Here is a 24,076-nt window from a genome sequence, read left to right as displayed (position 1 = left end):
GGTCCCTCCGGGCCACCATGGACACGTACACCCAGGTCAGGAAGGCAGGGAGGCGGCACGGTGACCCGGCCCACGGAGCACGACCCGGACGCCCGCTGGCTCGCGCGGGTCATGCACATCGCGTTCTTCCTGCTGCTCGGCGCCTCCCTCGCCCGCTTCCTGCTGCGGCACGACTGGGAGGCCCGCAGCCCCTGGATCATCGCCCTGACCGGTGCGCTCGCCTCCCTCTACCTGCTCGGGCCGGTGCTCGGCACCCGCGCCACCCCCCGCCGGATCGCCTGGCTGGGCACGGTCGTCGCCGTCTGGGTCGTCCTCGTCGTCCTCGCGCCCAGCTTCGCCTGGTGCGCGGTGCCGCTCTTCTACACGGGCCTGCGCACGCTCCCGCCGCGCGCCGCCCTCGGCCTCGTCGCCCTGCTCACCGCCTTCGTGGTCTTCGCGCAGGTCCAGCTCTCGCACGGCGGCTGGGACCCGAACCTGATCGTCGCCCCGCCGGCCGTCGCCGCCCTCGCCACCGGCGTCTTCGTGTACGCGGACCGGCAGGCCGCCCGCCAGCGGGCGCTGATCGACGACCTCATCCGCACCCGGCGCGAACTCGCCGCGATCGAGCGCCGCGAGGGCACCCTCGCGGAGCGCCAGCGACTGTCCATGGAGATCCACGACACCCTGGCGCAGGGCCTGTCCAGCCAGCAGATGCTGCTCCAGGCCGCCGACCGCACCTGGGACAGCGACCCGGGCACCGCCCGCCGTCACGTCCGTACCGCCGAGTCCATCGCCGAGCGGAACCTCGCCGAGGCCCGCCGCTTCGTGCAGGACCTCGCCCCCGCCGACCTGGCCGGGGGCGGCGGCCTTGAGGAGGCCCTGCGCGGCCTCGCCGCCCGCGAGTCGGCGGCCTTCCGGGTCGACGGGATCGCGGTGCCGCTGCCCGACCGCGTCCAGGCGGCGCTCCTGCGGATCGCGCAGGGCGCCCTCGCGAACATCCGCGAGCACGCCGGCGCCGACTCCGCCGCGCTCACCCTCACCTACCTCGACGACCAGGTGGTCCTGGACATCGCCGACGACGGCCGCGGCTTCGACCCGGCGCTCGCGCGCGAGCAGGCCGAGCGCGGGCACGGGCTGCCCGCGATGCGGGTGCGCGCCCAGCAGCTCGGTGGCACCCTGACGGTCGAGTCCACCCCGGGCGAGGGCACGGTGCTCTCCGCCGCGATCCCGCTCTCCCTGGAGTCCTGATGTCCGTACGGATCCTCCTCTGCGACGACCACGTCGTCGTCCGCGCGGGCCTGCTCGCGCTGCTCGGCAGCACCCCCGACATCGAGGTGGTGGGCGAGGCGGGCAGCGGCGAGGAGGCCGTCGCGATGGCCGCGAAGCTGAAGCCGGACGTCGTCCTCATGGACCTCCAGCTCGGCGCGGGCATCGACGGCGTGGAGGCGACCCGGCGGATCGCGCCGACCGGCGTCCACGTCCTGGTCCTCACCACCTACGACACGGACGCGGACATCACGCGGGCGATCGAGGCGGGCGCCACCGGCTACCTCCTGAAGGCCGAGCGGCCCGAGGAGCTCTTCGCCGCGATCCACTCCGCCGCTCAGGGCCGCACGGCCCTCTCCCCGCCGGTCGCCAGCCGGGTCATGGACCGTATGCGCGGGGCCGCCGGGCCGAGCCTCACCGACCGGGAGCGGGACATCCTCGGGCAGCTGGGGCGGGGCCTGGGCAACCGGGAGATCGCGCGGGCGCTGTTCATCAGCGAGGCGACGGTGAAGACGCACCTGGGCCGGATCTACGCCAAGCTCGGCGTCGACACCCGCGCGGGCGCGGTCGCGGTGGCGAAGGAGCGCCGCCTGCTGCCGTAGGCCGGCGCCTTCCCGGTCCGCCCGCCACCCGGTCCGTACGCCGCCTTCATCCGTTGGGCTGGTCCGGGGTGCCGTTCCCCGGTGTCACACCGCCCCCACTGCTACCGTGCGTCGTCACTCGACCGCACGGTGTCATGTCTCAGTGGGAGCGCACGTGAAGCTCGCGATCGTCGGCGGCGGCCCCGCCGGCCTCTACCTCTCGATCCTGCTGAAGCGGCAGGATCCGTCCCACGAGATCACCGTGTACGAGCGGAACCCCGAGGGCTCCACGTACGGCTGGGGCGTCACCTACTGGGCCGGGCTCCTCGACAAGCTGCGCGCGGGCGACCCCGAGTCCGCGGCCGCCGTCGCCGAGGCCTCCGTCACCTGGACCGACGGGGTCGCCATCGTGCGCGACGAGCGGACCGTCCACCGGGGCGACGCGGGCTTCGGCATCGGACGGCGGCGGATGCTCGCGCTGCTCGCCGACCGGGCCGGGGAGCTCGGTGTACGGGTGGAGTTCGAGCACGACATCGCCGGCCCGGACGCGCCCGAGCTGGCGGGCCAGGACCTGGTCGTCGCCGCCGACGGCGTCAACAGCGTGCTGCGCGAGGCGCACGCCGGGCACTTCGGCAGCGAGGTCGCCGGTGGCCGCAACCCGTACATCTGGCTCGGCACCACCAAGGTCTTCGACTCCTTCAGCTTCGCGTTCAAGGAGACCGAGCACGGCTGGATCTGGTGCTACGCGTACGGGTTCAGCGGCGAGCGCTCCACCTGTGTCGTCGAGTGCTCCCCGGAGACGTGGACCGGCCTCGGGCTCGACACGCGCGGCGAGGCGGACAGCCTGAACCTGCTGGAGAAGCTCTTCCACGACCTCCTCGACGGGCACGAACTCATCGGCCGCGACCGGGCCGACGACGCCGCCCAGTGGCTGACGTTCCGCACGCTGACCAACCGGGTCTGGCACCGCGGCAACCTCGTCCTGCTCGGCGACGCCGCCCACACCACGCACTACTCGATCGGCGCGGGCACCACCCTGGCCCTGGAGGACGCGCTCGCCCTCGCGGACGCCCTGGGCGCCCCCGGCGCACTGAGCCACCCCGGCGGTCTGGACGCCGCCCTCACCGCGTACGGGAAGCGCCGCCGCGCCGAGCTGGTCTCCGCGCAGAGCGCCGCCCGCTACAGCGCCCAGTGGTACGAGAACCTGCCGCGCTACATGAGCCTGGAGCCGGCGAAGATGTTCGCGCTCCTCGGGCAGCGCCACTCGCCGCTGCTGCCGCACGTCCCGCCGCAGCTGTACTACCGGATCGACCGGGCCGCCGAGCAGTTGGAGGCACTGCGGCGGCTCAAGCGCTGGCTCGGGCCCCGGGTCGCCCGTGCGGTGCACGGCCGCCGCTGACCCCCGTCCGCGCACGGCCACGCACACCCACGTCCGTGCACGGCCGCCGCTGACCCCCGTCCAGGGGCGGCCGTGCACCCGGTCCGTCAGCGGTAGCGGGCGGCCCTGCGCCGGCGGGCCGGCTCCGTCACGTCGGGGAGCGTCCCGGCACCGAGGCCCGGGGTCTCGCCCCAGGCCCGCAGCCGGTCCGCGACCCGCGCCAGGCGGGCGTCGCCCGGCCGTACGGCGAGGTGGAAGAGCCCCTCGTACGGGCGGTCGTCGTCGCCGCCCCAGCGGACGAGCCCCTCGGTCTCGGCGAGGATGTCGCGGACGACCTCCTGCTGACGGGCCGTGAACCCGCCCCGTACGCCCGGCGGGTAGGAGCCGGGGCGGATGACGACGGCGGTGCCGGAGGCCTGGTTCGACTCGGGCAGCCGGCTGTCCCGGACGGTGCCGGGCGCCACCCAGCCTTCGAGCGGCCGCGGTTCGCCGGGGCGACCGCCGAGGTCCTCGACCTCGTAGTGGAAGCGGCGGACCACATGGACGAGGACCGCCTCGACGTCGCCCGTGCGGACGGCGACGCTCAGGCCGGTGCCGGGCACGGAACGGGTGGCGATGTCGCCGCCGTCGGCGTCGGCGAGCTTCTGCATCTCCCAGCCGTTGGCGGACGGGCGGCCGGTGAAGATGAGACGGTTGCGTTCCCGCGCGCGGCGCAGCGCCTCCTTCAGCGCGTCGTTCCGGGCGGGCTGGGCCGACGCGGCGGGGGCCGTGGGGACCGGGGCGGCGGCGGCCGGGGTGGCGAGGAATCCGCCTGAGGTGAGGCTCACGGCGGCCGTGACGCCGGCGGCGCCGACAAGGGCGCGCCGGCGGGTGACGTCGGAGGAGGGGTTCAACGGGTCGTCCTTTCTACCGTGCGGGCGGGGGCGGTGACGTCCGGGTCAGGACTCACGGATGATCCGGTTGTACTTCTCGAAGATCGCGTAGAGCGGCATCCGCAGCCGCGCGTCACTGAACGCCGGCTCCACAGAGCCCTGGTAGCGGCGGAGGATCTCGTAGCTCTCCGTCTCGGTGTAGTCGAGCGCGGGACGGCGAATCGCGGGCTCCTCATCGTCGCCGTGCTTGCCGTCCGCCCCCCAGATGTGCAGGTAGACGACGTTGCTCAGGTTGAACGCGTTGTCCTGGTTGACCTTCTGCCACATCGTCCAGCGGTCGGCGTCGCTGGCGGAGTTCATGAGCTCGCCCTCCAGAAGCCCGGAGTTGATCGCGTTGTTGCGGGCCAGGATGCAGGTGCGTCCGGACATCTTGGCGACACCGGTGCTGCTGTCGACGAGCCTTTCGACGTAGGGCAGGTCCTTTGCCCAGTCCGGCACCGCACCCGTGTGGTAGGCGGTGACGCCGGCGTCCTCTGTGAGGTCCTTGAGGCTGTAGTGGGCGAACTCCCAGAAGGCCGTCGTCTGGAGGAGGGCCTTGCGCATGCGGAAGGCGCGCGCCGAGGAGCTGAGCGTCGCGTCGTGCATGATGATCGTCTCCAGACACTTCTGGAGCGTGTAGATCCGCTCGCCGCCGGGCCGGCCGATCGACTCCATGTAGGACGTGATCTCGTTGAGGAGCGCGTCCCAGTACGTCAGGCTGAAGCCGATGTCCTGCTTCAGCGAGGGGCGGGGCAGGAACTCGCCCTGACCGGTGTCCCAGCCGGTGGCAATGTTGTTGTCGATCTCGATGAGGCCGTCCCCGGAGCCGACCGTCTTGGTGACGATCTGGTCGAAGGCCCACTTGTCCGGCATCGGGTAGCCGAGGTTGCCGGAGAAGCCGGACGACATGTCGGACACGAAGCAGGAGTCCGCGTGGTCCTTCTCGACCACGCGGGAGCAGACGTTCCGGGGGCCGTAGATACCGATCTTGTACGGGCTTCCGAGCCGGGTCATGGTGTCCCGGATGCTCTTGAAGTACGGCAGGATCTTCGCGGTGACCTCGTCGTCCATGGCGTCGTAGTCGACGGCGAAGTAGATCCGGGAGCCGTTCTTGAAGCCGTGCTCCTGCGCCTTGTACGCGGCGGTCATGCAGTCGGACTGGCCCTGCTCGGGGCTGTAGTAGTCGACCGAGCGCGCCCACGTCTGGTAGATCGGGAAGCAGCGCAGCCCGTACGCCTGGATGGTCTCCAGCTCGCCCGGCTGGATCTCCTTCTCCGGCAGGGAGGTGGTGGACGCGTTGTAGAGGTAGCGGCCGATGTACTTGTAGCCGGCGTTCTTCAGCGCCTGCGCGCGGGCCGGGGTGATCTTCGTGACGCCGTCGCAGGCCGTGCCCTGGCGGGTCTGGTCGCCGTACGAGACGAGGAGCGAGGCCCAGGTCCGGAAGTCGCCCTGGCCGGTCATGTCCAGCTCCATGAACTCCTGGAACGAGCGGACACTCACGGCCGTGGACTCGGTGAACGTGCTGGTGAAGCCGGTGTAGCGGCGGTTGAGCTCCATCGCCGCGGTGAACAGCTGCACCCACACGCCGGACGAGCCGACCGACACGGTGTGGTTCTTCAGACCGGCCTGGGTGCCGGGCCCGAACGCGCCGTTCGCGGTGCCGTCGGCCATGCCCAGCTCGTACTGGATGGCGAACAGCATCGACTTGGCGACGTCACGCGAGTGGTGGCCGTCGCACGGGATGATGAAGAAGTCCTTGCGCTGGACGTACTGGCCGTTCAGCCAGCGCTGGATCGCGCGGACGCTGTCGGTGCCGTTGTTGACGCTCACGTACGCGTCCATGTTGAACAGGCCCTTGACGACCTTCGGCTGGAGCGAGGTGCCGGGGAAGGCGTACGCGACGCCCATCTGGTCCTTCAGCTTCGCCACCGCGGCCTTCACGCGGGAGTTGTACGTGCCGTCGATGTCACCGCCGTCGTAGCCCTTGCAGTACAGCGCGGACTGGAGGACCCGGCAGAAGTTCGCCGAGGGGACCGTCGTCTCGTCGAGCTGGGCGTACTTCGTCTGCAGCGTGGACAGCGTCGTCGGGCCGAAGCTGTTGGACAGCGTCGTGATGCCCATCTCGTACTGCAGGGCGCGCGTGAGGGCGTACATGATGCCCCACCCCGTGCGGCCGTCCTCCTCCACCTTCGAGATGCCGAGCATCGACCCGTTCGCGTAGGTGAGGTTGATGAATCGCTGGGCGCGCAGCACCATTTCGTCGGCCATCGGACTCCTTGCTCCAAGGGTGCGGAAAGCACGGGGGACCTCTCGAACGTAGGCTCCGTGCACCGCCGCACCCCCGTCCCGGCCGTCCCGGGACGTCCCCGGTACACCGGGCCGGAAGAGGAGACGACCCGCCGTCACCACGCGGAACTGTCCCCGGTGTGCGCACGTCGGGGCTCACACGGCGGCGTTCACACGTCGGTTCGCACGTCGGTGCTCACACGTCACGCCGGTGCACGGCGAGGAAGGCCACCGCCACCGCGCCCACCGCCCACGCCGTGTACACCGTCCACGCCCCGCCGGCGGTCCACGGATACTCCACCGGCACCGGCGACACCCCCACCTCCGTGAGCCGCTTCCACGCGCCCTGCGGCAGGGCGTGCAGAAACGTCGCACCCCAGCGGTTCCGGTCGTTCATCAGCGCCGGCAGCAGGAGCAGCACCCCGGTCAGGGAGACGATCGTCGTCGCCGCGTGCCGCAGCAGCGCCCCGAGCCCGAAGCCCGCGAGAGCGCACACCGGCGCGAGGAGCGCCGACGCGGCGACGGCCCGCACCGCGCCCTCGTCGCCGAGCGCCATGCCGACGCCCCGGCCGTCGAGCACGCCCTGCGTGGCGGCGAACGAGACCCCGGCGACCAGCGTCCCGTACACCAGCATCACCGCGGCGAGGACGAGCGTCTTCGCCGCGACGACGGCCCGGCGGGCCGGGACGGCCGCGAACGTCGTACGGATCTGACCCGAGCCGTACTCGCCGACGATCATCAGCGCGCCGATGGAGCCGGTGGCGAGCGTGAACACCATGGCCCCGCCGAGCGTGAACGCGTCGCGCATCGCCCAGATCGGCACGAACAGCTCCTTGATGCCGTCCGCATAGTGCGGGTAGTTGCGGTAGTCGGCGAGGGCCGCGTCGAGGTTCACCGCGAGCACGGCGACCGCGCCGGCGGCGAAGGCCCAGGGCGTGGAGCGGAGCGACCACAGCTTCATCCACTCGGCGGCGAGGAGATCACGGAATCGGGCGGGCATCAGCGGTACTCCACACTGTCGGCGGTGAGCTCCATGAACGCCTCTTCGAGGGAGGAGGCGTGCGCGGTCAGTCCGGCGAGCGGGACGCCGTGCCGGAAGGCGAGGACGCCGATCCGGTCCGCGTCCGCACCGGTGACGGCGAGGGTCCCGTCCCCTTCCCGCCGTACGGCCGCGCCCTCGGCGGCCAGGACCTCGGCGAGGGCCGGGGCGTCGGCCGGGTCGGCCGTCCGCACGGTCACGCTCCGGCGGGTGCCGCGCGCGGCGAACGCCGTCGTGCTCTCGGCCGCGACGAGCCGGCCGCGGCCGATGACGACGAGGTCGTCGGCGGTGTGCTCCATCTCGCCCATCAGATGGCTGGAGACGAACACGGTGCGGCCCTCGGCGGCGAGCCGCCGGAACAGGCCCCGCGCCCACAGCACGCCCTCCGGGTCGAGGCCGTTGACCGGCTCGTCGAAGAGCAGCACGGGAGGATCGCCGAGCAGCGCGGCGGCGATCCCCAGGCGCTGCCTCATGCCGAGCGAGTAGCCGCCGATCCGCCGCCCGGCGGCGCCCGCGAGGCCGACCTCCTCCAGGACCTCGGTGGCCCGGCGGCGCGGGATTCCGTTCGTACGGGCCAGGGCCGCGAGATGGGCCCCGGCGGTCCGGCCACCGTGCACGTCGTGCGCGTCGAGCAGCGCGCCGACGTCCCGCAGCCCGCGCGACAGCTCCCGGAAGGGCCGCCCGCCGACGGTGGCGGTCCCGGACGTCGGCGCGTTCAGGCCGAGGATCATCCGCAGGGTCGTCGACTTCCCGGCCCCGTTGGGCCCGAGGAACCCGGTGACCCGACCGGGCCGCACCTCGAAACTGAGCCGGTCCACGGCGGGACGGGAGCCTTCGGCGGGGCTGCTGGGGGCGGGGTTCCGACGGGTGGGACGGATGCGGGCGGGCCGGCCCCGGAGGCCGTACCGCTTCGTCAGTTCATGGACTTCGATCATGCGGCCCACGGTCGCGGCCCAGCACCCCCCGGCACATCGGCCCGGCGGCCACAACCGGGCCGCCGGGGTGGCCCGGGGGCGTACGCCCCCGGGCCGATGCCCCGGCCGGCGCCCCCGCCTACGATCACCGTCATGCCCGCCACCCCCGCCGACCAGCCGTCCAGCGGACGGATACCGGCGGCCCTCGCCCGGGGCGCGGCCGTCGCGCACCCCTTCCTGCTCCTCGCCGCCGTACGCACCGGCCCCTACCGCTCCACCGAACTGCGGCTCTTCCTCACCGCCGTCTCCGTGGGCCTCGTCCTGCCCCTCGCGCGCCGCCACCCGCTCGCCGCGCTCGTACCGCTGCTCGCCGGGCTGCTCGCGGCCGCGACCACCCGCCCCGACGCCGCACTCCTCTACCTGCCGGTGCTCGCCGCCGACGCCGTCGTCGGCCGGATCGCCGTCCAGCGCCCGCTCCGGGTCCTGGTGCCGACCGCCCTCGGGGCGCTCGCCGTGCAGATCGCCGCCGCGACGTACACCACCTCCGGACAGGACGTCTTCGTCAGCACCGTCGTGGCCCTCGCGCTCGCGCTGCTCACCGCCGGGCTCCTCGGCCGGTCCGTACGCGAACGGCGCGACCACACGGCGGAACTGCGCGCCGCGACCACCGCCGAGGCCGTCGCCGCGGAACGGCTCCGGATCGCCCGCGAGCTGCACGACGTCGTCGCGCACAGCATCGGCGTCATCGCCATCCAGGCGGGCGTCGGCCGCCGGGTCATCGAGACCCAGCCCGCCGAGGCCCGCAACGCGCTCGCCACCATCGAGACCACCAGCCGGGAGACCCTCGCCGGCCTGCGCCGCACCCTGGGCGCGCTGCGCGGCGCCGCCGCCGACGGCCGCCCCGCACCGCGCGACCCGGCGCCCGGTCTCGCCGACCTGGAACGGCTCGCCGCGTCCACGGCGGACGCGGGGGTACGGGTCGAGGTGCGGCACCTCGGCAACCCCGACGGCACGCTCCCGCCGGAGGTCGACCTCGCCGCGTACCGGATCGTCCAGGAGTCCCTCACCAACGTCGTCCGCCACGCCGCCACCCCCACCTGCCGGGTGACGGTGGAACGGCGCACCGACACCCTGCTCGTCGAGATCGCCGACGACGGCAGGGGCGCGCCCGGTGCGGAACCCGGGGGCGGCTACGGTCTCGTCGGGATGCGCGAGCGCGCCGCGCTCCTCGGCGGAAGCCTCTCCGCGGGGCCGCGCCCCGGGGGCGGCTTCCACGTGACGGCGCTGCTGCCGCTGCCCGAAGGAGCCTCCACCCCGTGAACCCCGTGAACCCCGTGAACCCCGTGAACCCCGTGAACCCTGTGAACCCGCCGATCCGCGTCCTGCTCGTCGACGACCAGCCCCTCGTCCGGGCCGGTCTGCGCGTCCTCATGGCCGACACCCCCGACATCGAGGTCGCCGGCGAGGCGGGCACCGGCACGGAGGCGGTCGCGCTGGCCCGGGACCTCGGACCCGACGTGGTGGTGATGGACGTCCGGATGCCCGGCATGGACGGCATCGAGGCCACCCGGATCGTCACGGCCGGCCCCGGCGCGCCGCGGGTCCTCGTCCTCACCACGTTCGACGACGACGCGTACGTGTACGGGGCGCTCCGCTCCGGTGCGAGCGGCTTCCTCGTCAAGGACATGGCCGTCGACGACATCCTCGCCGCGATCCGGGTGGTGGCCGCCGGCGACGCCCTGATCGCGCCGGGCGTGACCCGCCGGCTGATCGAGGAGTTCGCGGCGCGGCCCGAGCCCGAGCGCCGGCCGTCCCGGGAGCCCTCCCGCGGGCTCGACGGGGTCACCGAGCGCGAGCGGGAGGTCCTCACCCTCGTCGGGCGGGGCCTGTCGAACGGCGAGATCGCGGAGCGGCTCCACATCAGCGCGGCCACCGCCAAGGCGCACGTGGCGCGGCTCTTCTCCAAGCTGGACGCCCGCGACCGGGTGCAGCTGGTGATCCTCGCGTACGAGGCGGGGCTGGTCCCGTGACACCATCGGTCCCGTGCTCGACATCGGCTACTCCCTCTCCCGTCGCTTCCCCGACCCGCCGCAGACCGACTACCGGCGCGCGGACGTCCACGCGCTGCGTCACGACCTGTTCTGCGGCGACGTGTACCTCGCGGACACCGAGGCGGACCGCGAGGTGTCCACAGCCTGGGGATGGGTGCCGGTGCTCGACTTCGCGTGGGCGCTGTGCGACATCGTCGAGCAGCTCGACCGGGACCCGCGCGGCAGCCGGGCCGCGCAGCCGCAGTACGCGGAGCTCGACTTCACCGAGTCCACGGACCGGATGCTCTTCGAGCGGCGCTTCGGGTGGGTGGACGTCGAGGCCGACTGGATGCCGGGCGACGAACCGCCGGTCACGTTCAACCACGCGGAGCTGCGGCGTGAGGCGCGGGACTTCCTGCACGACCTGATCGCGGACCTCACGGACATGCACGAGGGCCTGGCCGACAACCCCACCATCTGGACCCTCCAGTCCCGCTTCCCCCGCGTGAAGTAGCCGCCTCGTCGTGGGCCCACACGGCAGCGGGGCCCTCCGTCGGGGCCGCGGGCGCGGGTCCACCCCGGCGCGGCGGGATCAGTCCTCCACCCGCACCCCCAGGCGCGCCGCCAGCACCGGCGCCAGGTCCAGGAGTTGGGTGGAGGAGATCACCGCGCCCGACAGGGACTCCACGCCCCGGGTGATCTCCAGGCGCGCCACCCCCCGCAGGTCCACGTCCTTGAGCCGCGCCCCCGTGAGGTCCACCCCCGTGAGCACGCAGTCCACGAACTCGACCCGCTCCAGGACCGCGCCCCCGAAGTCCGGCTCGCTCAGCACGCAGCCCTCGAAGACGACGTCCTTCAGCTTCGCCTCCCGCAGGTTCAGGTAGTCGCTCTTGCCGCCCCGGAAGACGACTCTCTCCAGGACCGCCCCGTGCAGCTGCGCCCCGCCGAGCCGCGCCTCCACGACCTCCACGTCCCGCAGCTGCGCCCCGCCCAGCTCGGTGCCCACGCCCCGTACCCCCGTCAGGACCGAGTCGAGGAACCGCGCCGCCGTCAGCCGCGCGCCGTCGAGCCCGCACTCCCGCAGCGCGCAGTCGAGGAACCGGGCCCCCTCGCCCGACTGGCCCGCCAGGTCGAGCCCGGCCAGTTCGAGGCCGTCGTAGTCCCCGTCGGGTTCGAGCCCGCCCCCGTACGCCTCCAGGGAAGGCAGCCGGATCTCCGGCCGACGTGCCCTCGCCACCTTGTTCTTGCGCTGTGTCGCCATGACCCCATCGTGATGTACGCCACTGACAACGCTCCCCGTGTCACATTCGCGGGCCCGGCCCCCGTCCCCCGTACGAGACCGACACGAGGGAGACGGACATGCGGAAGCTCACGATCATCGGCGGCGGCTTCGCCGGACTGACCGCCGCCATCACGGCCGCCGAGGCCGGCACCTCGGTGACCCTCCACGAGGCGCACCGGACCCTCGGGGGCCGGGGCCGTACCGCCGAGGGCCCGTACCGCACCAACGAGGGCCCGCACGCGCTCTACAGCGGCGGCCCGCACTGGACCTGGCTCAGGCAGCGCGGCCTCCTCGCGCCGGAGAGCCTCGCCCCGCTGCCGCCCTCCGAGGCCCTCCGCTTCCGCTTCCACCTCGACGGCGCCCTGCGCCGCACCCCGCCGCTCGGTCTGCTCCGCCAGGCCCGCCGTCCCGCCGAGGCGGCCCCCGTGGACCTCGACTTCCGCACCTGGGTCACCGGGCTCGCGGGCGAGCGCACCGCGCGCGTGGCCGCCGCGTACAGCGGGGTGGCGCTCTTCCACCACGACCCCGGCTCCCTCTCCGCCCGTTTCGTGCAGGAGCGGCTGCACCGGGCCGCCTCCCTGCCGCCCGAGGCGCACTTCGTCCGGGGCGGCTGGGGGCAGCTCATCGACCGGATGGCCGCGCGCGCCTGGGACCTGGGGGTGCGGATCCAGACCTCGTCCCGTGTCGACGAACTGCCGCTCGACGGCGGCCCGGTGATCGTCGCGACCGCGCTTCCCGCCGCCGCCCGGCTCCTCGGCGAGCCGTCGCTGGCCTGGGAGAGCGGCCGTACGGTCCTGCTCGACCTGGCGCTGCGCACCCGGAAGGGCGAAGCGTTCGTGGTCTCCGACCTGGACGCGCCGGGCTGGGTCGAGCGGTTCACGGCCCAGGACCGCTCGCTCGCCCCGGCCGGGCAGCAGCTGATCCAGGCGCAGCTGCCGATCGGCCCGGGCGCGTCGAAGGCGGACGGCGTCGCCCACGCCGAGCGGCTGCTGGACCTCGGCTTCCCCGGCTGGCGCGAGCGGACGGTGTGGCGGCGGGAGTCCGTCTCCCAGGGCCGTACGGGCGCGGTGGACCGCCCCGGCACCACGTGGCGCGACCGGCCGGCCGTCGACCGGGGCGACGGGGTGTATCTGGTGGGCGACCAGGTGGCGGCGCCGGGCGTGCTGTCGGAGGTGTCGTTCACGAGCGCGGTCGAGGCGGTGTCGCTGGCCCTGCGCGCGGACCTCCTGGAGCGCCACCACAAGCACGGCCTTGACCTCAAGCATGCTTGAGGTCGGAGGGTGGAGCCGCGAGCCCACCCGTACGACGACAGGGGAAACGTCATGCACGCCATCCGCCTCCACGCCTTCGGTCCCGCCGAGAACCTCACGTACGAGGAGACCCCCGACCCCGTGCCGGGCCCCGGCCAGGTCCGCGTCAAGGTCGCGGCGGCCGGCGTGCACCTCCTCGACACCGCGCTCCGGGAGGGCGCCACGGGCCCCTTCCCCGCGCCCACCGCACTCCCCACGATCCCGGGCCGCGAGGTCGCCGGCACCGTGGACGCCCTCGGCGAGGGCACCGACCCGGCCTGGCTCGGGCGGCGGGTCGTCGCCCACCTCGGCATGAACCCCGGCGGCTACGCCGAGCTCGCCGTCACCGACGCCGCACGCCTCCACGCCCTGCCCGACCACCTCGGCGAGGCGGAGGCCGTCGCCATGATCGGCACCGGCCGCACGGCCCTGGGCATCCTGGGGTTCGCCGAGCTCGGGCCCGACTCGGTCGCGATCGTCCCGGCCGCCGCCGGCGGCATCGGCACCCTGCTCGTGCAGTACGCCAAGAACGCCGGCGCCACGGTCGTCGGCCTGGCCGGCGGCCCCGCGAAGACCGCCCTCGTCGAGGCCAACGGCGCCGATCTGGCCGTCGACTACAAGCGGCCCGACTGGCCGGAGAAGGTCCGCGCCTACCTGGAGACGCTCGGCCGCAGCGCCACCGTCGTCTTCGACTCGGTCGGCGGCGACACCGGACGCGCCGCCGTCGACCTGCTCGGCAAGGGCGGACAGCACCTGGTCTTCGGCTGGTCCGGCGCCGGAGTCCACGACGGCGAACCGCTCACCTTCTCCCCGGCGGAACTCACCGAGCGCGGCATCACCTCGGAGTCCGTCCTCGGCCCCGTCATGATCCGGAAGGCGGGCGGCGACATCCGTACGCTCGAACTCGCCGCCCTCGACGCGGCGGCCACCGGCGCCCTCCGCCCGGCGGTCCACCGCTTCCCGCTCGCGGAGGCGGCGCAGGCCCACCGCGCCCTGGAGAACCGGGGCACGACGGGCAAGGTGGTGCTCATCCCGTGAGGGATCGGCGGGTCACACCCCGAGGACGTCCCAGGAGTGCGCCTTGAACTCCTTCAGGAAGTCCGGGTGGTCCTCCCACATGCGGGCGGCGGAGCGCAGCACGTCCCAGTTGTGCTCCAGCGCCTGGTCGACGACCTGGCGCAGCTCCGGCGCAGTCTCCCGCTTCTCCACGAGCCCGTTCACCGCCGACGCGGCCTGCACGGTGTAGCGCAGGGCCCGCAGTGCCCGCGACGTGTCGTCCATGCCGAATCCGTGGTCGCTCCCGTTGGCGGGGTCGAAGAGCGGCGTCAGCCGTGCCTCGATGAAACCGGTGATCCGCTGGAACCGCTGCTCGATGTCATCCATGCCCCTTTCCTACACCGTCGCCCCGCCGAGCTCCGCCAGGGCCCCGTCCGTCAGCCGGTACACCGCCCACTCGTCCTGCGGGCGGGCGCCCAGGGACTCGTAGAAGTCGATCGAGGGCTTGTTCCAGTTCAGGACCGACCACTCCAGGCGCTCGTAGCCGCGCGCGACGCAGATCCGGGCCAGTTCGCGCAGCAGGGCCTTGCCGTGGCCGCCGCCACGGGCCTCCGGACGGACGTACAGGTCCTCCAGGTAGATGCCGTGGACACCGCGCCAGGTCGAGAAGTTCAGGAACCAGAGCGCGAAGCCCACCGGCTCGCCCGACTCCGTCTCGGCGATGTGCGCGTAGGCGGCGGGACGCTCGCCGAACAGGGCCTCGTGGAGCTGCCCGGGGGTCGCGCGGACCTCGTCGAGGGCCTTCTCGTACTCCGCGAGGTCACGGATCAGGGCGTGGATGACGGGGACGTCGGCAGGCGTGGCTGTACGGATCATGGGGCCCACCCTGCCCCGGATCGGGCCCTTCCCGCCACCAGGATCCCGCCCGGATCAGGCCCTTCCCGCCAGCAGGATCCGCGCGGCGGCGACCTGTTCGGGGTCGAGGCCCGGTTCTCCGTCCTCGACGTCCCAGAGCCCGTTCTGCAGGACCCGCCCCAGCGTCCAGGCCACGGCGCGCCGCCGGTCCCCGACGACCTCGGCGAGCAGGTCGAACCGCCACAGGAGCCGGTCCGGGTCGAAGCGGTCCATCAGGGCCGGCAGCAGGTCGAAGCCCGGGTCCCCGGCGAGCGGCTTCGGGTCGATCGCCAGCCAGGGTTCCCGGTCGGCCGCCAGGACGTTCCCGAAGTGCAGGTCCCAGTGGAGCAGCCGGTCGCCCGGCTCGCCCGCCACCTCCCGTACGGCCGCCGCGCAGTCCCGCAGGACCGCCGCGTCGTCCGCGCCGAGCCGCGCCGCCGCCTCCGGGACGTCGGCGAGCATCCCCGCCGCGATGTCCGCGAGCGTCCGCAGCCCCGCCGGCGCGGGGACGGCGACGAGCCGGGCGAGCAGGTCCCTGACGATCCCGAGCGCCTCGCGGGTGTCCGCGACCGTGGACAGCGGCCGGGCCTCGTCGAGGCGCTCCAGGAGCATCGTCCCGGTCGCTTCGTCGTGGTCGAGGAGCCGGACCGCGCCCGCCCCGTCCCAGACGCGCAGGCCGACGGGCTCGCCCTCCGATACTCCTCGTCGAGGAGCTGCATCTTCAGGGCGGCGGGCGTACCGTCCGCGTCCCGCACCACGGGCAGCACCAGCGACGCCACCCCGTACATCGAGGGCCCGGTGACCCGCAGCCCCCACCGGCCGAGGAACTCCTCGGCACGCCCGGGCAGCCCGGCGACGAACGCCCGCCCCGCCTCACCGTTGTACTTCGCCTGCGACGTGGCCAGTTCCTCCGGTACGTGAATCACCCGACGACCCTAGGCATCCGCGGCGCGCGGCGCCTCCGGGAATCCGGCGCGCGGGTCCGCGGAAGGAGCTGTATCCAGGAAGCCGAGGCCACCGGTAACGTCCCGCCCACGCATCCGGAATCCAGGGGTACACATGAGCACGGTCAACGGCGGCATATCGTTCTGGTACGCGCAGGAGGGCGCCCCCGCGCCCCGCGAACCGCTCCCCGGCGACACGACCGCCGACGTCTGCATCGTCGGCGGCGGCTACACCGGCCTGTGGACCGCCTACTACCTGAAGAAGGCCGTCCCCTTCCTCAACATCACCGTCCTCGAAGCCAAGTTCTGCGGCTACGGCGCCTCCGGACGCAACGGCGGCTGGCTCTACAACGGCATCGCGGGACGCGACCGCTACGCGAAGCTCCACGGCCACGAGGCCGCCGTCCGCCTCCAGCAGGCCATGAACGCCACCGTCACCGAGGTCCTCGACGTCTGCGAGACCGAGAAGATCGACGCCGACCAGCACCGCGGCGGCGTCCTGGAGGTCGCCCTCTCCCCCGCCCAGCTCGCCCGCCTCAAGGCCTTCCACGCCGCCGAGCTCGCCTTCGGCGAGACCGACCGCGAGCTGTACGGGGCCCGCGAGACCGCCGAGCGCGTCCGCGTCGCCGGGGCCGTCGGCTCCTCCTGGACCCCGCACGGCGCCCGCCTGCACCCCCTGAAGCTCGTCCAGGGCCTCGCGGACGCCGTGGAGGCCCTCGGCGTCACCGTCCACGAGTCGACCCCCGTCACCGAGATCCGGCCCAAGCACGCGATCACCCCGTACGGCACCGTCCGCGCCCCGTACGTCCTGCGCTGCACCGAGGGCTTCACCGCCTCCCTCGCCGGGCAGCGCCGCACCTGGCTCCCCATGAACTCCTCGATGATCGCCACCGCGCCCCTCACCGACGCCCAGTGGGAGTCCCTCGGCTGGAACGGCCGCGAGACCCTCGGCGACATGGCCCACGCCTACATGTACGCCCAGCGCACCGCCGACGGCCGCATCGCGCTGGGCGGCCGGGGCGTCCCGTACCGCTTCGGGTCGAAGACCGACAACGACGGCCGCACCCAGCCGCAGACCGTCGAGGCGCTCCGCGAGATCCTGGTCCGCTTCTTCCCGCAGCTGGCGGGCGTACGGATCGACCACGCCTGGTCCGGCGTCCTCGGCGTCCCCCGCGACTGGTGCGCCACCGTCACCCTGGACCGCTCCACCGGCCTGGGCTGGGCCGGCGGCTATGTCGGCTCCGGCGTCGCCACCGCGAACCTCGCCGCCCGCACCCTGCGCGACCTGATCCAGCAGGACTCCGGCCAGTCGGGCCCGACGGACCTGACGGCCCTGCCCTGGGTGAACCACAAGGTCCGCAAGTGGGAGCCGGAGCCGCTGCGCTGGCTCGGCGTCCAGACCATGTACGCCGCCTTCCGGGGCGCCGACCGCCGCGAGGCCACCGGCCACTCGGCGGACACGGACCGCGTGGCGACCCTGGCGAACCGCCTGAGCGGCCGCTGAGCGAAGCGCGGGCGGGGCGGACGCGGGGGCCGGGCGGGGCGGACCCGGGGGGCGGGCGGGGGCCGCGCGGACGCGGGGCGGGCGGGGGCCACGGGAGCCCCCGCCCGCCTCCCCTACTCCACCTCGATGCCGAAGTCCCCCACCAGCTCCTCCAGACCGCCCCCGTACCCCTTCCCGCCGAGCACGAAGTCCCAGTCCCCGCCGGCCCTCCGCCGGAACGAACCGAGGACCAGCGCCGTCTCCCCCGGCCGCCCGTCGGACACCTCAAGGCGGTCGAGCTCGGCGCCCGCGTCGTCCCGCAGCCTGATCCCGGCCTCCGTGAAGCCCCCCAGGTCCGCGTCGGGGTTCACCTCCGGGTCCACGGCCGCCACCAGGACCAGCCGGTCGGCCCGGGCGGGCAGCGCGTCGAACCCGACCCGCACGGCGGCGCGGTCACCGGGCGCCGCCGCCACCATGGCCACCGAACCGTCCGGCGTCGAGGGGTTGTTGAAGAAGACGAACCACTCGTCGCCGAGGACCCGGTTCCCGGCGCAGACGAGCGCGCAGACGTCCAGGGCGGCGGACCCCGACCACACCATCCCGAGCAGGTTGAAGTCCTCGGACGCCTCGGCCGGCGCGGAGACGGGGACGGGCGCGGGCGCCGTCTCCCGGGCGGGCCCGCCCAGCCGGCCCCGCAGGCCGTGCTGGTGCAGCAGGTCCACCAGCTCGGTCCCCGGGATCAGCGTCAGCGGCTTGCCGTTGGCGAAGGTGTACGAACCGGGCCCGAACTTCGAGGTGGTGACGAGCACGCCCTTGTTGGCGCCCTTGTCCTGCACGGTCCCGAACAGATCCCGCACCGCGCTCGGCGGCACCGTGTTCCGGTACCGCTTGACCTGCACCACGATCGACCCGCCGCTGATCGGGTCGGGGTCGAGCGCCTGGACGTCGACCCCGCCGTCACCCGACCGCTGCGTGGTCACCGCCTGGAGCCCCCGCGCCCGGAACAGCTCGGCCACCAGTCCCTCGAAGACGATCGGGTCCATGGCGAGCAGATCGGGCTCCTCCCCGTCCCCCTGCACCACCACGTCGGACCCCACCTGCCCCGGCTCCCGCAGCGGCACCACCGCCGTCCGCTCGTCCGGCCTGGCCGAGAGCCGTCCGGCCAGCGCCCCGGTCAGGCACTCGACGGCCGCCACGAGCTCCAGGTTCAGCCGGTCGAACGCCGGCCGCTCCACCACGACGGACGCCACGCACACGCGGGAGGCGAGCCCGGTGGCGGGATCGACGCCGCCGACGTACCCGTTGAGCGCCACCCCGTCGAGCGCCCCGAACCGGTCGGCGGCGAACAGCTCCCGGACCGCGAGCAGCACGCTCTGCGCCAGCACGTCCCGGTACAGCGCCCGCCGCTGCGTCACCGGCCGCGGGACCTCCTTCTCCTGATCGGTGCTCGGCAGGTACTTGACGCCCTTGGCCTCGGGAACGACCTCGTACCCGGGCAGGTCCCAGTCGAGTACGAGCGCCCGCCCGGCCCGGTCGTAGGCGGCCGACACCTCCCGGGGGAACCCCTCGGGCCAGGCCGTCGACGCGAAGAGCACGGCGGTGAAGTAGTCGACGACGGTGTCGGCGTCCCCGTCCCGCAGGGCGGCCACGGTCCCGTCGATCCCGCTGTTCTGGGCGCGTATCTCGGCGCGGCGGCCGGCGGCCCATTCGTCGTACGCGCGCCGGTACGCCGCCAGTTGCTCGATCCGCCGCGCCTCGGCGGCCTGCGCCGCGTACCAGTCGTGCTCGAACCTGGCCCGCGCGTCCCGCTCGGCCTGGGCCCTGCCGGACGCCGTCCACGCCCCCTGCGGCTGGTAGAGCCGCTGATCGGGCATGGCGACGGGCTCCCCCAGCGGTCCGGGGGCGAAGGGCTCGATCGCCTCCTCCCGCCGCAGCGACTCCACGCCGAAGGCGGGCGCCCGGCAGCCCGTCGCGAGCAGCGACCCGAGCAGGGCGACCCGCCGGTCGAGCTCCTGGGTCCGCCGCAGGGCGTCGGCGTCCCGCTGCTGCCGGTACGCGGCCCGCTGCTCCCGCTGCATCCGGGCGACGTCCCGCTCGTACGCCCGTTGCTCCCGCTCGGCGTCCCGCTGCTGCCGCAGCACCGCCTGGTGCTGTCCCTCCCGCTGCCTCTGCGCCACCCGCTGCTGCTCGGCCCACACTCCGATCAGCCCACCGGAACGCCGACTCATCCGCGCACCCCTCCCCAGATCTCCCCGGTGACGACGGAGGGCCCCGGACGCGTCGCGCGTCCGGGGCCCTCCGTCACAGAGCCGCCTGTCGGAATCGAACCGACGACCTCAAGATTACAAGTCAAGCGCTCTAGCCAACTGAGCTAAGGCGGCAGCGAGTGAAGTGTAACCAACCCGGCCCCGGCGACGGTCGGAAATCTCACGGGCTCCCGAGTGCTGACAGATCGGGCACCGGCGGGTAGCGTCACTTGCGGTCCACTCCGGTGGACTAGACCTCCATCCTTCCTTTACTCGGATCGTCCGGCACGTTCCTGCCGGTGAAGGGACGCATCACCATGGCTTCCGTCACGTTCGACAAGGCCACCCGGGTCTACCCGGGTGCCACCAAGCCCTCCGTCGACCAGCTCGACATCGAGATCGCGGACGGCGAGTTCCTCGTCCTCGTCGGCCCCTCCGGCTGTGGCAAGTCGACCTCCCTGCGCATGCTCGCGGGTCTCGAGGACGTCAACGCCGGCTCCATCCGCATCGGTGACCGCGACGTCACGCACCTGCCGCCGAAGGACCGGGACATCGCGATGGTGTTCCAGAACTACGCGCTGTACCCGCACATGACCGTCGCCGACAACATGGGCTTCGCCCTCAAGATCGCCGGCGTGAACAAGTCCGAGATCCGCGCCAAGGTCGAAGAGGCCGCGAAGATCCTCGACCTCACCGAGTACCTGGACCGCAAGCCGAAGGCGCTCTCCGGCGGTCAGCGCCAGCGCGTCGCGATGGGCCGCGCCATCGTCCGTGAGCCGCAGGTCTTCCTCATGGACGAGCCGCTGTCGAACCTCGACGCCAAGCTCCGCGTCTCGACCCGTACGCAGATCGCGGGCCTCCAGCGCCGTCTGGGCATCACCACGGTCTACGTCACCCACGACCAGACCGAGGCCCTCACCATGGGCGACCGCGTCGCCGTCCTCAAGGACGGTCTGCTCCAGCAGGTCGACTCGCCGCGCAACATGTACGACAAGCCCGCCAACCTCTTCGTCGCCGGCTTCATCGGCTCCCCGGCCATGAACCTGGTCGAGGTCCCGATCGTCGACGGCGGCGTGAAGTTCGGATCGAGCGTCGTCCCGGTGACCCGCGACGCCATCGCCGCCGCCTCCGCCGCCGGTGACACCACCGTCACGGTCGGCGTCCGCCCGGAGCACTTCGACGTGCAGAGCGCTACCTCGAAGGACGGCCTGGCCGTCACGGTCAACGTCGTCGAGGAGCTCGGCTCCGACGGCTTCGTGTACGGCTCCACCCGCGTCGGCGGCGAGGACAAGGACCTGGTGGTCCGCGTCGGCGGCCGTGACGTGCCCGCCAAGGGCACCACGCTGCACGTCGTGCCGCGCGCCGACGAGCTGCACGTCTTCTCGACCTCCACGGGTGCCCGCCTCAGCGACTGAGACCGTCCCCGAGCACATCCGTACGGCCCCGCATCTCTTGCAGATGCGGGGCCGTTCGTTTAAACGGGCGCACAACGGGCTTACCCCGGAAAACCCCGGCATTCGAGGCCCCGCCCGGGCCCCCGCGTCAACACGGGATTCGAAAAGACGCCTCGAACCATCCCTCGCGAGAGTGACTAAATGTCGCCATATCACTACCGGCCGCTACGCTCGCCTGCGTGACGCACACTGCCCGCCGAATCGGCCGCTCTCTCGCCCTCGTCCTGCCCGTCGTCCTGGTGCTCTCGGGAACGCTCGCGGTGTCCGCCGTTCCGTGGGCCGGCCAGGACTCCGGGACCCAGCTGACGGCGTCCTCCACGGACGTCTCCGTCCGGGCCAAGTCCCGCGCCCCCCAGGATATTCTCCGCGACCAGCTCCTCGCGGAGCTTCAGGAGAAGGACCCCGGCACGGCCCTCACCCACCTCCAGCGCGAGGTGGAGAACCGGCCCTCCCTCGCCCAGCACTGCTTCTCCATCGCCCGTGCCCTCGGCCGCGCCGCCGTCGAGCAGTACGGCCCCTCCCGCGCCCAGTCCTTCTCCCGCCCGGTCTGTGACACCTCGTACGCGACCGGCGTGATGCGCGCGAGCTGAGCGCATCGGCGCATACCGGGCGCCTATCGTTCCCCGTATGCACACCACTCCGACGCAGGCCGTGGTCCTGGCGGGCGGCCAGGGCTCACGGCTCCGCCCGTACACCGACGACCGCCCCAAGCCGATGGTCGAGATCCCGGGCACCGGGACCCCGATCATCGGCCATCAGCTCTCCTGGCTGGCCGCCGAGGGCGTGACCGACGCCGTCGTCTCCTGCGGGCACCTCGCCGAGGTGCTCCAGGAGTGGCTCGACACCGCGAACCTGCCCCTGAAGGTGACCACGGTCGTCGAGAGCGAGCCCCTCGGCCGCGGCGGCGGCCTCAAGTACGCCGCCGCGCACCTGCCCGCCCCGGACCAGCCCTGGTACGCCACCAACGGCGACATCTGGACCCGCTTCTCGCTGCGCGAGATGGCCGCCTTCCACGCCGAGCGGGACGCCCTCGCGACGCTCGCCCTGGCCCGCCCCCGGATCCCGTGGGGCGCCGTCGAGACCGACAACTTCGGGCACATCACCGACTTCATCGAGGCACCGCCCTCGCCGTTCCTGATCAACGCGGGCGTGTACGTCTTCTCCGCGGACTTCACGGAGCTCCTCCCCGACCTCGGCGACCACGAGCGGACCACCTTCCCCCGCCTCGCGCGCGAGCGGCGCCTGGCGGGCTTCCCGCTGCCCCAGGGCGCGTACTGGAGGGCCATCGACACCGCCAAGGACCTGACGGAGGCCGCCAAGGAGCTGGCCGCCCAGAAGGCCTGACGGACGGGCGCACGAGAAGGGCGGCACCGCAGCGGGTACGGGAGAGGGCCGCACCGCCGCGGGTACGGGAAAGGGCGGCACCGCCGGAGAAGCGGTGCCGCCCTTTCCCGTACCCGCCGTCAGCCCAGCAGGCCGCCGATCGGGTTCCGTGCGCCGCCCGACGTCGAGCCGCTCTCCGACGGGGTGCTGGTGGAGCCGGTCGAGCCGCCGCCCGACGTGCCGCCGCCGGCGCTCGGGGTGTCGCTCGTGGACGGCGGGGGCGCCGGCTTCGACTGCGTGGGCGTACGGCTGCTGGTGCCGCCCGTGCTCGCGCCCTGGGTGGACGTCGGCCGCTGCTCCCGGGTCCGGGTGGACTCGCGGGTCGTCTCGGTGGGCCGGGCGGCCTCCCGCGTCTCCTCGCGCCGCGCGGGCGGCTCGGTGGTCGCGGCGGGCTCGGGCACGGTGGAGGCGGCCTTCGAGGGGGCGCGGCGGGTCGGCTCCTGGGGCAGCGGCTGCCCGGGGAGGTGGTTGATCGGGTCGTCGTCGGGGCCCGGGACGGTGACCATCTCGGTGGAGCGGACGGCGCCGCCGAGGACCGAGCCGACGAGGAGGGTGAGGCCGACGACGACGGCGGCGAGGAGGGTGCTGCGGCGGGTGACGCGGCGGCGGAGGTCCCAGAGTTCGGCGCGGGGGCCGAGGGTGCGCCAGGCCTCGCCGGCGAGGCGGCCGTCGAGGGAGTAGACGGGGGCGCCGGCGATGATCAGCGGGGACCAGGCGGCGAGGTAGATGATGTCGGCGGAGTCGTAGACCGGGACCGTCTTCCAGCTGACGGTCAGCAGGAGGGCGGCCGAGAGCAGGCCGCCGACGACCGCGGCGACGCGCTGCCAGAGTCCGAGGACGGTGAGGACGCCGACGACGACCTGGAGGAAGGCGACGGTGAGTCCGGCGCCGACCGGGTGCTGGAGGGCGAAGTCCCGCAGCGGTTCGGCGAGGGCCCAGGGGTGCAGGGAGTTGAGCCACTTCACCATGGAGCCGCGCTCGCCGCCGTCGAAGTAGACGGGGTCGCAGAGCTTGCCCATGCCCGCGTAGATGGAGATGAAGCCGAGGAAGACGCGGAGCGGGAGGAGGACGACCCCGAGGTTCATCCGGCGGCCGGGGTAGTAGGCGTGCCGGACGTTGTCCTGTCCGTGGCGCTGCGCGGCGCGGCCGTGCGGTTCGTCGTTCCCGTACGGCTCGTTGGGCTCCGGCCGGAGGTCGTACAGCTCGTCGTAGGCGCCCTCGGCGCGGCGCATCGGCGGCAGCAGGGGCGCCGCGGCCTCGCCGGGCACCGCGGGGTGGGCCATGGTGGTGTCGATGCGCGGGATGGCCTGGGTGTCGCCGACGCCGTGGCCGCCGTGCCCGACGGGTTCGAGCGTGGAGACGGAGGACTCGCGCACGGCCTGGAGGAGGCCGGTCGCGCCCGGAGTGGACTTCCCGGTCCACACGACGGGCCGACGGCGCGGGCCGCCCGCGCCCACTCCGGACAGGGCGGCGGTACGGGCCGCGAACTTCGGCTGCGGGGCCGGCGCGAGCCGCACACGGAAGCTGGCGTGGTTCACGATCACCTGGGCGGGATCGGAATCCACCTTGACCATGCTCAGCGCGGGCTGATCGTCGAACCCCGGCCGGGGCGTTCTGGTGTCCACACTCATCTAACCGAGTGACGCGCGGTTAGGACACTGCTTTGACGGTTGCCAAATGTCCGAGACCCGTCAAGATCAACGCCGTTGGGGCGGGCCCGA

The 24,076-nt window shown here is 73.5% G+C and carries 21 protein-coding genes, 1 tRNA gene and 1 pseudogene; 12 read left to right on the top strand and 11 right to left on the bottom strand.

Annotation, left to right across the window (positions count from 1 at the left end):
- Nucleotides 1-111: 111 nt before the first annotated feature.
- The 3 genes from ACN9MM_RS21650 to ACN9MM_RS21640 all read left to right on the top strand — a co-directional run bounded on the left by ACN9MM_RS21650 (nt 112) and on the right by ACN9MM_RS21640 (nt 3,225).
- A complete protein-coding gene (locus ACN9MM_RS21650; RefSeq protein ID WP_426368793.1) occupies nt 112-1,227 on the top strand; it encodes a sensor histidine kinase in 1,116 nt (371 codons plus the stop codon).
- The gene (locus ACN9MM_RS21645; RefSeq protein ID WP_015035223.1) at nt 1,227-1,847 is read left to right on the top strand and encodes a response regulator; all 621 of its coding nucleotides are present in this window, start codon (nt 1,227-1,229) and stop codon (nt 1,845-1,847) included. The genes ACN9MM_RS21650 and ACN9MM_RS21645 overlap by 1 nt, the downstream gene beginning before the upstream one ends.
- Nucleotides 1,848-2,001: 154 nt before the next feature.
- Nucleotides 2,002-3,225 carry an FAD-dependent monooxygenase gene (locus ACN9MM_RS21640; protein WP_426365154.1) on the top strand — a complete coding sequence of 408 codons (1,224 nt, stop codon included), beginning with the start codon at nt 2,002-2,004 and terminating at the stop codon, nt 3,223-3,225.
- An 86-nt stretch (nt 3,226-3,311) separates the two neighbouring features.
- Here the strand turns inward: ACN9MM_RS21640 and ACN9MM_RS21635 are convergent, their stop codons facing one another.
- From ACN9MM_RS21635 to ACN9MM_RS21620, 4 genes are all read right to left on the bottom strand, one after another.
- Nucleotides 3,312-4,097 carry a hypothetical protein gene (locus ACN9MM_RS21635; RefSeq protein ID WP_426365153.1) on the bottom strand — a complete coding sequence of 262 codons (786 nt, stop codon included), beginning with the start codon at nt 4,095-4,097 and terminating at the stop codon, nt 3,312-3,314.
- 45 nt (nt 4,098-4,142) lie between these two features.
- Nucleotides 4,143-6,383: a glycoside hydrolase domain-containing protein gene (locus ACN9MM_RS21630; protein WP_426365152.1), complete on the bottom strand. Its 2,241-nt coding sequence runs from the start codon at nt 6,381-6,383 to the stop codon at nt 4,143-4,145.
- 214 nt (nt 6,384-6,597) lie between these two features.
- Nucleotides 6,598-7,401, bottom strand: a complete 804-nt coding sequence (locus ACN9MM_RS21625; protein WP_426365150.1) for an ABC transporter permease subunit — start codon at nt 7,399-7,401, stop codon at nt 6,598-6,600.
- Complete coding sequence (locus ACN9MM_RS21620; RefSeq protein ID WP_426365148.1) at nt 7,401-8,375, bottom strand: ABC transporter ATP-binding protein; 975 nt, start codon at nt 8,373-8,375, stop codon at nt 7,401-7,403. The genes ACN9MM_RS21625 and ACN9MM_RS21620 overlap by 1 nt, the downstream gene beginning before the upstream one ends.
- 132 nt (nt 8,376-8,507) lie before the next feature.
- Between ACN9MM_RS21620 and ACN9MM_RS21615 the strand changes: the two genes are divergently transcribed.
- Genes ACN9MM_RS21615 through ACN9MM_RS21605 form a run of 3 tightly spaced genes read left to right on the top strand, consistent with a single transcriptional unit; the run spans nt 8,508 to nt 10,898 of the window.
- On the top strand, nt 8,508-9,674 hold the full coding sequence (locus tag ACN9MM_RS21615; protein WP_426365147.1) for a sensor histidine kinase: 1,167 nt from the start codon (nt 8,508-8,510) through the stop codon (nt 9,672-9,674).
- A 5-nt stretch (nt 9,675-9,679) separates the two neighbouring features.
- Entirely contained in the window at nt 9,680-10,384 is a 705-nt protein-coding gene (locus tag ACN9MM_RS21610) for a response regulator (protein ID WP_426368792.1), read from the top strand.
- A 13-nt stretch (nt 10,385-10,397) separates the two neighbouring features.
- Nucleotides 10,398-10,898: a hypothetical protein gene (locus tag ACN9MM_RS21605; RefSeq protein WP_383797101.1), complete on the top strand. Its 501-nt coding sequence runs from the start codon at nt 10,398-10,400 to the stop codon at nt 10,896-10,898.
- Between the two features lie 78 nt (nt 10,899-10,976).
- Here ACN9MM_RS21605 and ACN9MM_RS21600 read toward each other — a convergent pair whose 3' ends face one another.
- Nucleotides 10,977-11,645: a pentapeptide repeat-containing protein gene (locus tag ACN9MM_RS21600; RefSeq protein WP_426365146.1), complete on the bottom strand. Its 669-nt coding sequence runs from the start codon at nt 11,643-11,645 to the stop codon at nt 10,977-10,979.
- A gap of 98 nt (nt 11,646-11,743) precedes the next feature.
- Here ACN9MM_RS21600 and ACN9MM_RS21595 point away from each other — a divergent pair, with 98 nt between their 5' ends.
- Together ACN9MM_RS21595 and ACN9MM_RS21590 are read left to right on the top strand one after the other, a co-directional pair.
- On the top strand, nt 11,744-12,937 hold the full coding sequence (locus tag ACN9MM_RS21595; RefSeq protein ID WP_426365145.1) for a phytoene desaturase family protein: 1,194 nt from the start codon (nt 11,744-11,746) through the stop codon (nt 12,935-12,937).
- 51 nt (nt 12,938-12,988) lie between these two features.
- The gene (locus ACN9MM_RS21590) at nt 12,989-13,993 is read left to right on the top strand and encodes a zinc-binding dehydrogenase (protein ID WP_426365144.1); all 1,005 of its coding nucleotides are present in this window, start codon (nt 12,989-12,991) and stop codon (nt 13,991-13,993) included.
- Between the two features lie 12 nt (nt 13,994-14,005).
- On the opposite strand, the gene ACN9MM_RS21585 is transcribed toward ACN9MM_RS21590, so the two are convergent.
- The 3 genes and pseudogenes from ACN9MM_RS21585 to ACN9MM_RS21575 form a co-directional block, all read right to left on the bottom strand.
- Complete coding sequence (locus ACN9MM_RS21585; RefSeq protein ID WP_361392791.1) at nt 14,006-14,338, bottom strand: hypothetical protein; 333 nt, start codon at nt 14,336-14,338, stop codon at nt 14,006-14,008.
- Nucleotides 14,339-14,347: 9 nt separating this feature from the next.
- Nucleotides 14,348-14,827 carry a GNAT family N-acetyltransferase gene (locus ACN9MM_RS21580; protein WP_426365143.1) on the bottom strand — a complete coding sequence of 160 codons (480 nt, stop codon included), beginning with the start codon at nt 14,825-14,827 and terminating at the stop codon, nt 14,348-14,350.
- Nucleotides 14,828-14,881: 54 nt separating this feature from the next.
- A pseudogene (locus tag ACN9MM_RS21575) lies at nt 14,882-15,771 on the bottom strand (aminoglycoside phosphotransferase family protein).
- A gap of 133 nt (nt 15,772-15,904) precedes the next feature.
- Here ACN9MM_RS21575 and ACN9MM_RS21570 point away from each other — a divergent pair.
- Entirely contained in the window at nt 15,905-17,293 is a 1,389-nt protein-coding gene (locus ACN9MM_RS21570) for an NAD(P)/FAD-dependent oxidoreductase (protein WP_426365141.1), read from the top strand.
- 113 nt (nt 17,294-17,406) lie between these two features.
- Here the strand turns inward: ACN9MM_RS21570 and ACN9MM_RS21565 are convergent, their stop codons facing one another.
- Both ACN9MM_RS21565 and ACN9MM_RS21560 read right to left on the bottom strand, forming a co-directional pair.
- A complete protein-coding gene (locus ACN9MM_RS21565; RefSeq protein WP_426365139.1) occupies nt 17,407-19,500 on the bottom strand; it encodes a restriction endonuclease in 2,094 nt (697 codons plus the stop codon).
- Nucleotides 19,501-19,579: 79 nt separating this feature from the next.
- A tRNA-Thr gene (locus tag ACN9MM_RS21560) sits at nt 19,580-19,653 on the bottom strand.
- A 182-nt stretch (nt 19,654-19,835) separates the two neighbouring features.
- Here ACN9MM_RS21560 and ACN9MM_RS21555 point away from each other — a divergent pair.
- From ACN9MM_RS21555 to ACN9MM_RS21545, 3 genes are all read left to right on the top strand, one after another.
- A complete protein-coding gene (locus tag ACN9MM_RS21555) occupies nt 19,836-20,933 on the top strand; it encodes an ABC transporter ATP-binding protein (protein WP_426365137.1) in 1,098 nt (365 codons plus the stop codon).
- A 218-nt stretch (nt 20,934-21,151) separates the two neighbouring features.
- On the top strand, nt 21,152-21,562 hold the full coding sequence (locus tag ACN9MM_RS21550; protein WP_426365136.1) for a hypothetical protein: 411 nt from the start codon (nt 21,152-21,154) through the stop codon (nt 21,560-21,562).
- A gap of 37 nt (nt 21,563-21,599) precedes the next feature.
- The gene (locus ACN9MM_RS21545; protein ID WP_382873100.1) at nt 21,600-22,316 is read left to right on the top strand and encodes a nucleotidyltransferase family protein; all 717 of its coding nucleotides are present in this window, start codon (nt 21,600-21,602) and stop codon (nt 22,314-22,316) included.
- A 119-nt stretch (nt 22,317-22,435) separates the two neighbouring features.
- Here the strand turns inward: ACN9MM_RS21545 and ACN9MM_RS21540 are convergent, their stop codons facing one another.
- On the bottom strand, nt 22,436-23,986 hold the full coding sequence (locus ACN9MM_RS21540) for a DoxX family membrane protein (protein WP_426365134.1): 1,551 nt from the start codon (nt 23,984-23,986) through the stop codon (nt 22,436-22,438).
- Nucleotides 23,987-24,076: the final 90 nt, after the last annotated feature.

Source organism: Streptomyces sp. E-08 (assembly GCF_049913095.1).
Classification (GTDB): domain Bacteria; phylum Actinomycetota; class Actinomycetes; order Streptomycetales; family Streptomycetaceae; genus Streptomyces.
This window is presented reverse-complemented; position numbering and strand designations above follow the sequence as displayed.